Origin of the sequence: Amycolatopsis sp. NPDC049159, assembly GCF_040648295.1 — a bacterium.
GTDB lineage: Bacteria > Actinomycetota > Actinomycetes > Mycobacteriales > Pseudonocardiaceae > Amycolatopsis > Amycolatopsis pretoriensis_A.
In genome coordinates, this window is sequence record NZ_JBEZDL010000007.1 from 276,230 (window position 1) to 288,965 (window position 12,736).

Consider the following 12,736-nt stretch of genomic DNA (forward strand, 5'->3'; position numbering starts at 1 on the left):
ACCACGCCCCCGCGACCCGCGCCCTGCCGGCCGCCGCTACGCCGACCAACCACCCACCGGCCACGCCCCAGCGAGCGGCACCGCCCTCTCCACCCGAGTCCGCACCAACGCGGCCGCCCGCATTCGAATCCCCTCCCTCCAGAAGGCGGTGAAGCCGTGAAAGCCTGGGAAGATCTCGTCGGCACCGCACTGCTCGGCACCCGCCGGCGCACCCTCGACCTCGCCACCCAGCCCGCCGCAGTCCGGCCGCTCGCCGAAGACCGCGACGACCCCGCCGAGCAGCTCCTGGCCGCCGCGGCCGTGCTCACCACCTACCGGCGGGCCGGGCGGCCGCCGCTGCACGACGTGCGGCCCTTGCCCGTCGCCGCCGCCGACGAGCGGCCCTTCGTGCCGGCGCTCGCCAGGGAACGGCTGGCCCGGCTGCTCGCCGCCAGTCATCCCGATCTGCTCCTCGAGTGGCTCGGCATCGTCGCCGGCACGCACTACCGCGTCCCGCCCGAAACCCTGCCGCTGCTCGCCGAAGCCGCACGGACCAAAGCCGCGCTGCGGGGGCCGCTCGTCGCGGTCGCCGGGCCCGTCGGGGCCTGGCTCGGGCAGCGGAACCCGGACTGGTCCTTCCTCGCCGCGCCCGCGGAAACCGGGTCTTCCCGCGACATCTGGCAGTACGGCAGCCTCGCCCAGCGCCGCCGCTGGCTGGCCGCCAAGCTGGCGGACGCACCCGGCGAAGCCCGCGAAGCCCTCGTCGGTTCCTGGAAGAGCGAGCCCGCCGACATCCGCTCGGACTTCCTCGGGGTGCTCGCCGCGCACGTGCGGCCCGACGACGAAGCCTTCCTCGAAGCCGCGCTGTCCGACCGGGCGGCCGGCGTCCGGGAGCGAGCCGCCGAGCTGCTCGGGCGGCTGCCCGGCACCCGGTACGGCGAACGCATGGCCGAACGGCTGCGCCCGCTGGTCCGCCGCCGGAACCGGGTGCTCGAAATCGCGCTGCCGCAAGGTGAACGCGGGGAAGGCACCGTCCGGCTGCGCACCCTCGTCGCGGCCGCGCCCCTGGCCTTCTGGACCGAGTTCGGGCCGCCCGCCGAGGTGGTGCGGATGAGCGTCGAGGGGTGCCCGGCCGCCGTGCTGCGCGACTCCTGGGCCACCGCCGCGGTCCGGCAAGGCGACGAGACCTGGGCGAAGGCGCTGATCGGCGCCGACCCCGGCGGGCGCACCACCCCGCCGCTGCTGGGCGTGCTGAGTCCGGCCGGCCAGGCCGCCACGATCGGGCACCTGGTCAGCCGGCTGCCCGTCGAATCGTTCGCGCGGCTGGTGCACGAACTGCCCCGGCCGTGGACGAAGGAGCTCGGCACCGCCCTGCTCGACTGGATCGCCCGCCAGGACGACCACCGCCTGGTCTCGCACGCCGCCGTCGTGATCGCGCGGGCGGTTCCGCGCGGCTGCCTCGGCCACCCCTTGGCCACCACCCGCCTGACCATGGACGCCGGGCCTTGGCGCCGGGCGCTCACCGAAACGCTGAACTTCCGCCGCGAAATGTACGAGGAGCTCGCATGACCGCCCCCGCCACCGTCCTCCGGCCGCACGCCGAGCAGGACTACGCCGCCGAGCTGGCCGCGCTGGCCGCCGCCGATGACCGGGCGAAGCCGCCGAACTGGCTCCTCTCGCCCTGGGCCGTCGTCGAATACCTGCTCGGCGGCACCCTGCCGGACGGCACCGTGCTCACGCCGAAGTACGTCGGCCCCCGCCGGCTGGTCGAGGTCGCCGTCGCCACCCTGGCCACCGACCGCGCGCTGCTGCTGCTCGGCGTGCCGGGCACGGCGAAGACGTGGGTGTCCGAACACCTGTCCGCCGCGATCAGCGGCGACTCGACGCTGCTGGTGCAGGGCACCGCGGGCACGTCCGAGGAGTCGATCCGCTACGGCTGGAACTACGCCCGGCTGATCGCCGAGGGCCCGAGCACCGCCGCGCTCGTGGAAAGCCCGCTGCTGCACGCGATGCGGGACGGGAAGCTGGCCCGGCTCGAGGAGCTGACCCGCATCCCGGCCGACGTCCAGGACTCGCTGATCACGATCCTGTCCGAGAAGACGCTGCCGATCCCCGAACTGGGCACCGAGGTGCAGGCGCGGCCGGGCTTCAACCTGATCGCCACGGCGAACAACCGCGACAAGGGCGTCAACGAGCTGTCGAGCGCGCTGCGGCGGCGGTTCAACACGGTCGTGCTGCCGCTGCCGGACAGCGCCGACGCGGAGGTCGAGATCGTCAGCAGGCGGGTCGCGGAGCTCGGCAAGTCGCTGCAGCTGCCCACCGAGGCCGCCGAGCTGGCCGAGATCCGCCGGGTGGTCACGGTGTTCCGCGAGCTGCGCTCCGGCCGCACCGAAGACGGCCGCACGGCGGTGAAATCCCCGTCCGGCACGCTCTCGACCGCCGAGGCGATCAGCGTGCTCACCGGCGGGCTCGCGTTGGCGGCGCACTTCGGTGACGGCGTGCTGCGCCCGCACGACGTCGCGGCCGGCATCCACGGCGCGGTGGTCAAGGACCCGGTGGCCGACCGCGCGATCTGGATCGAGTACCTGGAGACGGTGGTCCGCGAGCGCGACGGCTGGGCCGACTTCTACCGGGCCGGCCAGGAGATTTCGTGACGGCGACCCACCTGCTCGGCATCCGCCACCACGGTCCGGGGTCCGCCAGGGCCGTGGCGGCGCGGCTCGCCGAACTCGAGCCCGACGTCGTGCTGATCGAGGGTCCGCCCGAAGCCGACGTCCTGGTCGAACTGACCGAAGACCCGGCGATGGCGCCGCCGGTCGCGCTGCTGGCGTACGCGACCGACGACGTCTCGCGCGCCGCGTTCTGGCCGTTCGCCGTCTTCAGCCCGGAATGGCAGGCGCTCGCCTACGCCCGCGAAGCCGGGATCCCGGTGCGGTTCTGCGACCTCCCGGCCGCGCACACGTTCGCCGCGGGGCCGGACGAGCACGCCGGCCCGCCCGGCGACCCGCTGGCGGAGCTGGCCGCGGCCGGCGGCTACGACGACCCGGAACGCTGGTGGGACGACGTCGTCGAGTCCCGGCGTGACGACGAGAACCCGTTCGAGGTGATCGCCGAGGCGATGACCGCGCTGCGGGAGGACGAGAAACCGCCGCAGGGCAACGAAGCGCGGCGCGAGGCGTACATGCGCTCGGTGCTGCGCCGCACCCGCAAGGAGGGGTTCGACAACATCGCCGTGGTCTGCGGGGCCTGGCACGTCCCCGCGCTGACCGACCCGCTGCCACCGGCGTCGCACGACCAGGCCGTCCTCAAAGGACTGCCGAAGCGCAAGGTCGCGTGCACCTGGGTGCCGTGGACGCACGGGCGTCTGGCCACTGCCAGCGGGTACGGCGCCGGGGTGCGGTCGCCGGGCTGGTACCACCACCTGTTCACCACGGCCGAAGACGTCACCACGCGCTGGCTGACCGGCGTCGCCGGGGTGCTGCGGGAGGAGGACCTGCCCGTCTCGACCGCGCACGTCATCGAGGCCGTCCGGCTGGCCGAGGCGCTCGCGGCGCTGCGCGGACGGTCCTCGGCCGGGCTCGCCGAGGTCACCGAAGCCACCCGGTCCGTGCTGTGCGGCGGGGACGAAGTGCAGGTCGAGCTCGTGACGCGGCGGCTGGTGGTCGGCGAACGGCTCGGCGAGGTCCCCGAGCGGGTGCCGCAGCCGCCGCTGGCCGCGGACCTGACCGCGACGGCGAAACGCCTGCGGCTCAAGAAGGATCCGATCGTCAAGGAGCTCGACCTCGACCTGCGCACTCCCGGCGGGCTCGACCGCTCGAAGCTGCTGCACCGGCTGCGGATCCTCGGCATCGAGTGGGGCAGCCGGGAGGCGTCGGCGCGGCGGAACAAGGGCACGTTCCGGGAAACCTGGGCGCTGGCCTGGGAACCGTCGTTCGAGGTCGACCTCGTCGCGGCGGCGGTGCACGGCACCACCGTGCCGTCGGCGGCCACGGCCGCGGTCCGCGGCACCGTCGAGGGCACGCCCCCGCTGGACGAGGTCACCACGGCCGTCGAGAACTGCCTGCTCGCCGACCTGCCCGAGGCGTTGCCCGAGGCGCTCGCGGCGCTCGACGCCCGGGCGGCGGCCGACGCGGACGTCGCGCGGCTGATGTCGGCGCTGCCCGCGCTGGCCAGGGCGACCCGCTACGGGAACGTCCGCGGCACCGACACCGCGGCGCTGCGCGCGGTCGCCGACCGCATGCTCGACCGGATCTGCGCGGGCCTGCCGCCGGCGACACACGGCATCGACGACGACGCCGCGGCCCGGCTGGCCGCGCTGGTCGACGGCGTGCACGACGCGACGTCGTTGCTGGGCGACGACGCCAAGGAACGCTGGCTGGCGGCGCTGGCCCGGCTCGCGGAGCGGCCGTCGCTGCCGCCGCTGCTGGCCGGGCGGCTCACCCGGATCCTGCACGACAGCGGCCTGCTCGACGCGTTCGACATCGAGCTGCGGCTGGGCCGGGCGCTGACGCCGGGCATCACGCCCGCGGCGGGGGCGGCGTACGTCGAAGGCTTCTTCGACGGCGGCGCGCTGCTGCTGGTGCACGACGAAGGCCTGCTGCGGGTGATCGACGCGTGGCTCGCGGGGATCCCGCCGGAGGTCTTCACCGAGGTGCTTCCGTTGCTGCGCCGGACGTTCGGCGCGTTCAGCGGGCCCGAGAAACGGGCCATCGGGCACCGGGCGGCCGGCCTGACCGGGCCCGCCCGGCTCGCGCCGGTGGCCGACGAACTGGACGAGGACCGGGCGGAGCGCGTGCTGCCCGTGCTGGCGACACTGCTGGGGGTGGGCGCGTGAACGCGGAGACCGACGACCGGCTGCGGCGCTGGCGGCTGGTGCTGGGCGGCGAGGGCGCCGGGCCCGGCTCCGGGCTGGCCGACACCCCGCTGTCCGATGAGGACAGTGGCGTCGACCAGGTGCTGGCCGCCCTCTACGACAAGCCGGACGAGGAAACCGCGGGCGGCACGCGCGGGGCCAACCTCGGCGCGTCGGCACCGCGGGTCGCGCGCTGGCTGGGCGACATCCGCCGCTACTTCCCCAGCACGGTGGTCCAGGTGATGCAGCGCGACGCCGTCGACCGGCTCGGGCTCACCCGGATGCTGCTCGAAAAGGAGCTGCTGTCGGCGGTCGAGCCCGACGTGCACCTGGTCGGGACGCTGCTGTCGCTGAACGGCGTGCTGCCCGAGGAGACGAAGGAGACCGCGCGCGAGGTCGTCCGCAAGGTGGTCCAGGAGCTGGAGGAGCGGCTCGCCGAGCGCACCCGCGCGGCGATCAAGGGCGCGCTGGACAAGGCGTCGCGCACCCACCGGCCCCGCCCGGGTGATGTCGACTGGGCCCGCACGATCCACGCGAACCTCAAGCACTACTCCCCCGAGCTGCGCACGATCGTGCCGGAACGCCTGATCGGGTTCGGCCGGCGGCAGCAGGCGGTGCAGCGGGACGTGATCCTGGCCGTCGACCAGTCGGGCTCGATGGCGGAGTCGGTGGTGTACTCCGGGCTGTTCGGCGCGGTGCTGGCCTCGATGCGGGCGCTGCGGACGTCGTTCGTCGCGTTCGACACCGAGGTGGCGGACCTGACCGAGCACCTGGCCGACCCGGTCGACGTCCTGTTCGGCACCCAGCTGGGCGGCGGCACCGACATCAACCGGGCGATCGCGTACTGCGAGGGCCTGGTCGAGCGCCCGGAGCGCACGCTGCTGGTGCTGATCAGCGACCTCTACGAAGGCGGCAACGAGGACGAGCTGCTGCACCGCGTCGGCGAGCTGGTGAACGCCGGGGTCCAGGTGGTGACGCTGCTGGCCCTGTCCGACTCGGGCGCGCCGTCGTACGACCACGAGAACGCGGCGGCGCTGGCCGAGCTGGGCGTCCCGGCCTTCGCGTGCACCCCGGACCAGTTCCCGGAGCTGATGGCCGCCGCCATCCGCGGCGATGACCTGCAAGGGTGGGTGGCGCGCGAGACCAGCTGAGTCGCGGAATCAAACCGACCCGGCCGATGTTGAGCAGGGTGTGGGACGGTTCCCACGGGAAGGACGGTCACCATGAAGGTCCGCAGCTCGATCCGCTCGCTGGCCCGCCAGCAGGGCGCCCAGGTCATCCGCCGCGGCAACCGGGTGTTCGTGATCAACAAGGACAACCCGCGCGCCAAGGCGCGTCAGGGCTGAGCCGCGCTCGCCGTCGTGCGGGTGCCGAACCGCATCACGCCGTCGTCGAGCCGGTTGAGCCGCATGTCCGCCAGATCGAGCAAGTAGTTCTGGCGCATCATCCAGGGCCGCTTCCCACCCTGCTTCGGCAGGCCGGAAGCGGCCCGTTTGACGTACCCGGACTGCAGGTCCACGATCGGGCGCGGCCGGCCCGCCGTGGAAGCCGAGGCCTCGTCCGGCACGCAGTAGGCGAAGCCGTGGCGGTCCAGGTGCGCGAGCAGCCGGCACACGTACTGGGACGTCAGGTCGGCCCGCAGTGTCCACGAGTTGTTCGTGTAGCCCACGCACCACGCCAGGTTCGGGACGCCGCCGAACATCATGCCCTTGTACGCCCGCTGGTCGCCGGAAGAAATCGCGCGTCCGTCGACCGCCAGCTCGATCCCGCCGAACGCCACCAGGCGCAGGCCCGTCGCCGTCACGATGAGGTCCGCCGGCACCGTGCGCCCCGACGTCAGCTCCACGCCGGACGCGGTGAACCGCGCGATCCCGTCCGTCACGATGTCCGCCTTGCCCGACCGCAGCGCCTTGAACAGGTCGGCGTCCGGGACCAGGCACAGCCGCTGGTCCCACGGGTCGTACGACGGCACGAAGTGCGGGTCCACCGGGATCGACGCCGGCAGCTGCGCCGCCACGCGTTTGCGCAACGCCAGCGATGACCGCTCGGGGAGCCGGCGCATCAGCTGGAAGAACAGTGTGCCCATGACCACGTTCTTGCCGCGCACCACCCGGTGCGCGAGCTTCTCCGGCAGCAGCGCGCGGATCCGGTCGGCGAGCGCGTCGGAGCCCGGGCGCGCCACGATGTACGACGGCGACCGCTGCAGCATCGTCACGTGCGCGGCGCGGGAAGCCAGCGCCGGGACGAGCGTCACCGCCGTCGCGCCGCTGCCGATCACCACGACCCGCATGCCCGTGTGGTCCAACGACGCGGGCCAGTGCTGCGGGTGCACGATCTCCCCCGCGAACTCCGCCCGGCCCGGGAAGTCGACGACGTGCCCGGATTCGTAGGAGTAGTAACCACTGCACAGGTACAGGAACCGGCACGTGAAGGTGGCGCCGTGCGCCGTCGAAACCGTCCACCGCGCAGACGCTGACGACCAGGACGCCCGCACCACGCGGTGCCCGAAGCGGATCCGGTCGGCGATCCCGTGCGCGGCCGCCGTTTCGCGGATGTAGGCCAGGATCGACGGCCCGTCCGCGATCGCCTTCGGGTCCTTCCACGGCCGGAACGGGTAGCCGAGGGTGAACATGTCCGAATCGGACCGGATGCCCGGGTAGCGGAAGAGATCCCAGGTGCCGCCGATGGTGTCGCGCGCTTCGAGCACCGCGTACGTCTTGCCCGGCAGCCGCTCCTGGAGCCGGCACGCCGCACCGATGCCGGACAAGCCGGCCCCCACGATCAGGACGTCGACGTGTTCGGCACCGGTCATGGCTCGCAGCGTAACCGGGGTCCTACAACCGCACGACCGTCGTCGCGCCGAACGTGCCCTTCAGCGGCACCGTCACGGTCTTGCCGTGCACGGTCACCGTGACGCTGTCCTGCGTCTGGGTCGGGTCCGACACCGCGAGCTGACGCCGCCCGGCCGCCACCGACGCGGGCCCGGACGCGCTGACGCCGTCGACCGAGCCGGCCGCGAAGAAGTTCGCCAGCAGCGTGTCGCCGGTCTGGACGGCCTGGACCGCCGCGGTGTTGGCCCGCACGCGCCACGCCCAGGACGCCGCCAGGGTGCCGAGCATCGACGCACCCGGCAGCACGGCGTACGCGTAGGTCGCGCCGGCGGGCTGCACGCCGTGCTCCAGGACCAGCTTCTGGTAGCGGCGCGTGTTCGGCGTCGTGGTGCCCTTGGTGTTGGCGCCGGTGTCGATGTCGCGCCACGCGCCGGTCCGGTCCTCGCGCAACGCCGTCACCGAAGCGCCGTCCAGGACCACGTACCCGCCGACGTCTTCCAGGTGCAGCCAGCGCGGACGACGCAACGCCGACGCCTTGCCGAGGTCGGTCGGAACGCGCCGGCCGTCCGCCAGCAGCACCCCGCGCCCGCCCTCGCCGAGGTTGCGGTTCTCGATCGTGGTGCGCACCGCGTGGTCCGAGGTGCTGGTGATGCCGGCGCCGAGGCACAGGATCCCGGCCGGGGTGAAGAACCACGACTTCTTCGCGACCAGCGAGCCGTCCCACGACTTGAAGTCGAACGCGTAGGCACCGGTGTGCGCGTCCCAGCGGACGCCGCCGGTGTGCCGGTTCGGCCCGACCGGCACGCCGCCGAACGCCGGGTCCACCGGGCCGTCGTTCTCCGTCGTCCCCGGCAGCAGCAGCGGGTCTACCGTCGGCCAGTAGGCGTCGGTGTAGTGGCCCTTGGCGTTCGGGAGGAACGTGTAGAGCACGCCGTCGCCGACGTGGTAGCCCTTGAGGTTCTGCCCGTTGATGGCCTCGTAGCGGGAAATCCGCGCCGAGCTGACGCCGAGGGAGGCCGACCAGTCCTCGGTGACGTGCACCAGGCGGTCCTGCTGACCGAAGATCCGGTGCGTGGCCGTGACCCGCGCCGGGCGCGCGCCGGAGGCCAGCATGTCCTGGGCGAACTCGATCCCCGGCGTCGCCACGAGGTCCGGGCCGGGCGCGAACCGCTCGGGGTCCGGGATCTTCAGGAACGGGGCGTACGCGCCTTCCTTGATCCACTTCGCGGCGAGCGCGTTCAGGTCGGTCTTCGTCTTGCCGGACGCCGTCCGCGCCAGCACGAGGGTCGCGACGGTGAGCTGGTGGCCGATGTCGTGGCCGGTCTCGCCCTGCCGCGACAGCATCCGCCCGCGCACCGGTTCCATCAGCGCGCCCGCGTAGACGAACGGCGCGAAACTGTCCGCCACCAGTGCGTAGATCTTGTCCTTCAGCGGCTGCGGGAGCGCGTACTCGGTGCCCTGCGTGACGTGGATGGCGCCGGCGAGCGCGGTGAGCAGCACGATGCCGTAGTGCCCGGGGTACGGGATGGTGTCGTGCTGGATGAACGAGCCGTCGACGTGGAAGCCGTCGCCCGCCGCGCGGTCCAGCTTCGCCACGACGCTCGCCGCGCCCCCGCCGGCGACGTCGGTGAGCGCGTCGAGGCCGGTCCTGATCCAGGCCGCGTCGCCGAGCATCGCGCCGGCCACGATCGAGATCAGCGCCTTGTCCGCGCGGTTGGCCCCGGTTTCGACGACGGACGCGTTGTTCGCGCGCACGTTCGGGTTCCCGACGAACCGCTTGACCGGCGCGAGGTAGCGGGCGAGCTCGTCCGCGGTGAGCTGGTCGGCGACGACCGAAAGCGTGTGCAGCAGGTAGTACGGGATGCCGATTTCGTAGGTGTACCAGTTGCCGATCTCGCCGACGTTCTCGTTGTACTGACTGGCGTGGATCAGCTCGAGCGCGGCCTTGATCCGGTCGAGCACCGCCGGGTCGCCGGCCAGCGCGCCGCCGGGCGTGCCCCAGTCGACGGCGATCGCGCGCAGCCGGGCGTACATCGACGTCGTGTAGTCGCTGCCCGGGCCGAGCGGCAGGTCCGTCCACAGTGGAGCACCACCCCCGGCCACGGAAAGGCTTGCGTGGTAGGCCTTGGCGACGCGGCCCAGGTTGGCCAGCGCCTCGGCGCGTTCCGGCGACGGCCGGTTGATGCCGGTCTGCAGCTGCCGGTAGGCGGCCACGATCGGCGCGGTCGCGGCGGGCACCCCGCCCGCGGCCGGAGCGGCCACCGCCGAGGCGAAGGCAGGACGGGTGAGGAACACGGTGGAAGCGGCCACCAGGGCGCCGCCGCGCAGGGCGTTTCTCCGGTTCACGGGCATGACGATGCCTCCCAGTGAGGGGGAACGGAATTCGGTTGTGCGGCGGCGTGGTGGAGCATCACCCCGCACTTTCACGTGAAAGTGCGGGGCCCAGGTCGGCACTTTCACGTGAAAGTGCGGGTCAGCGGGCGCCGTCGGTGCGGCGGGGCAGCTGCCAGGGGTTGGCCTCCTGCAGGGGTTCGGGCAGCAGCGCGTCCGGGAAGCCCTGCCAGGCGATCGGGCGCAGGAACCGGTCGATCGCCGCGGTGCCGACCGAGGTCGTCGTCGGGGCGGTCGTGGCCGGGTACGGGCCGCCGTGCTGCTGGGCCCAGCTCACCGTGACGCCGGTGGGCCAGTCGTTCCACAGCAGCCGGCCGGCGATGCGGGCCAGCGGGGGCAGCACCGCCCGGAGCCAGTCCGCGTCGGACTCCTCGCCGTGGATCGTGGCCGTGAGCCCCGGTTCGACGACGTCGAGCAGGCTCAGCAGCTCGGCCTGGTCGGCGTAGGTGACGATCAGCGACGCCGGGCCGAAGCACTCTTCGTGCACGGCGGGGCCGCCCTCGAGGAACTGCTTGCCGGTCGTGGCCAGCAGCGTCGGCGTGAACGACGGTGACTCCGAAGCCGCCGAAGACACGACATCGACGCCCGGCACCTCGCGCAGGGCCGCGAGCTTCGCCTCGTACCCGGCCGCGATGCGGTCGTTGAGCATCGGCTGGGCCGCGGCACCCTCGAGCGCCGAACGCAGCGTCTCGGTCAGGCCGTGGTCCTCGGGCAGGAACAGCAGGCCCGGCTTCGTGCAGAACTGCCCGGCGCCGAGCGTGAACGACCCGGCGTAGCCCTTGGCGACGGCTTCCCCGCGCGCGGCGATCGCGGCCTCGGTCACCACGACCGGGTTGACGCTGCCGAGCTCGCCGTAGAACGGGATCGGCCGCGGCCGCGCGTTCGCGATGTCGAACAGCGCGCGCCCGCCGGGGATGGAGCCGGTGAACGACGCCGCTTCGATGCGCGGGTCCTTCAGCGCCGTGACACCTTCGTCCTGGCCGAAGATCACGTCGAAGATGCCCTCGGGCGCGCCGGCGCCGACCAGGGCTTCGCGCACGATCCGGCCGGTCAGCGCGGACAGCTCCGGGTGCCCCGGGTGCGCCTTGAGCACCACCGGGCAGCCCGCGGCCAGCGCGGCCGCCGTGTCGCCGCCGGCGACGCTGAACGCGAACGGGAAGTTGCTGGCCGCGAACACCAGCACCGGGCCGACGGCGGTCTTCACGCGGCGGATGTCCGGCCGCGGGCCCATCGGCCAGTCCGGGTCGGCGTGGTCGACGGCCGCGCCGAGGAACTCGCCGTCGGTGAGGACCTCGCCGAACAGGCGCAGCTGGAACGTCGTGCGCTTCAGCTCGCCGGCCAGCCGCGGGGTCGCCGGGAGGTGGGTTTCGGCGTGGGCCAGCGGGACGAGCTCGTCCGCGGCGGCGTCGAGCGCGTCGGCGACCGCGACCAGCCAGCGGGACCGTTCGGCCGGGGTGGCCGCGGCGGCGGGACGGGCGGCCGCGGCGGCTCCCGCGAGGATCTTCTCGAGCGTGGCGGCGTCGGTGGCCTGGCTCATGGGTGGAACAGCTCCTCAGTTCTCGTGGGCGGCGGCGGTGGCCGAGCCCAGGTCGCCCCAGCGACCCGGACCGGCCAGTCCGAGGTGGTACAGGTGCAGCTCCGCGGCGCCCGCCTTGGCCAGCTCGCCGGCGTACGCGGCGATGTCCGGCACTCCGGCGGCGGCGACCGCGGTGATGTAGCTGCCGATCGCGACCCGCTCGGGCAACGCCTCGCGAGCCGCGGCGACGGCCTCGGCACCCGTGGCGGGCGCCCACCCGAACAATACGACCGCGTCGACGTCGTCCGCAGCGGACGGCGTCAGCCCGGGCAGCGCGCCAGTGGCCCACGGGTCGAGGGCACCGTGCAGCACGACACGCACCTCCGAAGGCAGCACAGCCAGCACGGCGGCCCGCAGCGCGTCGGTGTTCATCTGTCTTGTAAACAGAAGGTGCTGAGTCAACGACGGCGGCAACCCGTCGGCCGTGACGCCGAGGTCGCCGGTCGCGACCAGCCGCCGGACCTCCTCGACGAGCTGAGCCCGAACGGTGTCCGCGTCGACGTCCCACGAAGACGCGCAGGCGTCGCAGCAGCAGATCGACAGCAGCCGGGCCACCGCGGGCGCCCAGACGCCGTCGGTCTTCTCGTGCTGGTGCTGGTGCACCGCGCCGAGCGGGCCGCAGGCTTCGAGGATCACCGACGCCAGGTCCAGCCCGGCGACAGCCTCCGCGGTCAGCTTCGCGGCGTACTCGCGCACCGCGGGCTGCGCCGGGCACAGCGCCCACGGGTACGGCTCGCCGAAGCAGTTGCGCACCACGACGTCCGGGTGCTCGTAGCCGAGCTGGGAGTTGTGGGTCAGCACGAGCCACGCGGCGGCCGGGATCCCGGCCTCGTTGAGCAGCCGGACAGCGTCGCCGCCGGAGTCCTCCGAGGTCACCCAGTCCGGAGTGGACGGACGCAGCGCGCCCCACCCGTCCGCAACCGGGCGGTAGAACGCCGCGTGCCGAGCCACGACCGAAGTCCGCGCAGCCGACCACGGCGTCGCCGCGCGGGCGCTGTGGTACGACAGCGCCACCGCCACCTCGTCGACGCCGAGGTCCCGGACGCGCGCGGCGAACCCGGACTCCAGGACGTCCCAGGGGTAGGCGTATCCCGTCACCTTCACCGG

General features: G+C 73.6%; 9 protein-coding genes. 5 read left to right on the forward strand and 4 right to left on the reverse strand.

What is annotated here, in order from left to right; translation table 11 throughout:
• Positions 1 to 156 precede the first annotated feature (156 nt).
• The 5 genes from AB0B33_RS16060 (at position 157) to rpmJ (ending at position 6,177) form a co-directional block, all read left to right on the forward strand.
• Positions 157 to 1,548: a DUF5691 domain-containing protein gene (locus AB0B33_RS16060; RefSeq protein ID WP_360771871.1), complete on the forward strand. Its 1,392-nt coding sequence runs from the start codon at positions 157 to 159 to the stop codon at positions 1,546 to 1,548.
• Positions 1,545 to 2,633 carry an AAA family ATPase gene (locus AB0B33_RS16065; RefSeq protein WP_247021648.1) on the forward strand — a complete coding sequence of 363 codons (1,089 nt, stop codon included), beginning with the start codon at positions 1,545 to 1,547 and terminating at the stop codon, positions 2,631 to 2,633. Before AB0B33_RS16060 ends, AB0B33_RS16065 begins: the two co-directional genes overlap by 4 nt.
• Complete coding sequence (locus AB0B33_RS16070; RefSeq protein WP_360771874.1) at positions 2,630 to 4,813, forward strand: DUF5682 family protein; 2,184 nt, start codon at positions 2,630 to 2,632, stop codon at positions 4,811 to 4,813. Before AB0B33_RS16065 ends, AB0B33_RS16070 begins: the two co-directional genes overlap by 4 nt.
• Positions 4,810 to 5,982: a VWA domain-containing protein gene (locus AB0B33_RS16075; RefSeq protein ID WP_360771876.1), complete on the forward strand. Its 1,173-nt coding sequence runs from the start codon at positions 4,810 to 4,812 to the stop codon at positions 5,980 to 5,982. Before AB0B33_RS16070 ends, AB0B33_RS16075 begins: the two co-directional genes overlap by 4 nt.
• Positions 5,983 to 6,054: 72 nt before the next feature.
• Positions 6,055 to 6,177 carry a 50S ribosomal protein L36 gene (gene rpmJ / locus AB0B33_RS16080; protein ID WP_247021642.1) on the forward strand — a complete coding sequence of 41 codons (123 nt, stop codon included), beginning with the start codon at positions 6,055 to 6,057 and terminating at the stop codon, positions 6,175 to 6,177.
• On the opposite strand, the gene AB0B33_RS16085 is transcribed toward rpmJ, so the two are convergent.
• The 4 genes from AB0B33_RS16085 to AB0B33_RS16100 form a co-directional block, all read right to left on the reverse strand.
• Positions 6,168 to 7,643 (reverse strand): NAD(P)/FAD-dependent oxidoreductase, encoded by a 1,476-nt coding sequence (locus tag AB0B33_RS16085; RefSeq protein ID WP_360771880.1) that lies wholly within the window; start codon positions 7,641 to 7,643, stop codon positions 6,168 to 6,170. The two genes, rpmJ and AB0B33_RS16085, sit on opposite strands and share 10 nt — an antisense overlap.
• Before the next feature lie 22 nt (positions 7,644 to 7,665).
• A complete protein-coding gene (locus tag AB0B33_RS16090) occupies positions 7,666 to 10,014 on the reverse strand; it encodes a polysaccharide lyase 8 family protein (RefSeq protein ID WP_360771883.1) in 2,349 nt (782 codons plus the stop codon).
• 121 nt (positions 10,015 to 10,135) lie between these two features.
• Positions 10,136 to 11,590: an aldehyde dehydrogenase (NADP(+)) gene (locus AB0B33_RS16095; protein WP_360771886.1), complete on the reverse strand. Its 1,455-nt coding sequence runs from the start codon at positions 11,588 to 11,590 to the stop codon at positions 10,136 to 10,138.
• 15 nt (positions 11,591 to 11,605) lie between these two features.
• Positions 11,606 to 12,733, reverse strand: coding sequence for a hypothetical protein (locus AB0B33_RS16100; RefSeq protein ID WP_360771889.1), 1,128 nt, complete (start codon positions 12,731 to 12,733; stop codon positions 11,606 to 11,608).
• Positions 12,734 to 12,736 lie beyond the last annotated feature (3 nt).

Bases quoted from the DNA above. Each gene is read 5' to 3' on its own strand.
- AB0B33_RS16065 (WP_247021648.1), top strand. From the start codon at position 1,545: ATGACCGCCCCCGCCACCGTCCTCCGGCCGCACGCCGAGCAGGACTAC.
- rpmJ (WP_247021642.1), top strand. From the start codon at position 6,055: ATGAAGGTCCGCAGCTCGATCCGCTCGCTGGCCCGCCAGCAGGGCGCC.
- AB0B33_RS16085 (WP_360771880.1), bottom strand. From the start codon at position 7,643: ATGACCGGTGCCGAACACGTCGACGTCCTGATCGTGGGGGCCGGCTTG.
- AB0B33_RS16090 (WP_360771883.1), bottom strand. From the start codon at position 10,014: ATGCCCGTGAACCGGAGAAACGCCCTGCGCGGCGGCGCCCTGGTGGCC.
- AB0B33_RS16095 (WP_360771886.1), bottom strand. From the start codon at position 11,590: ATGAGCCAGGCCACCGACGCCGCCACGCTCGAGAAGATCCTCGCGGGA.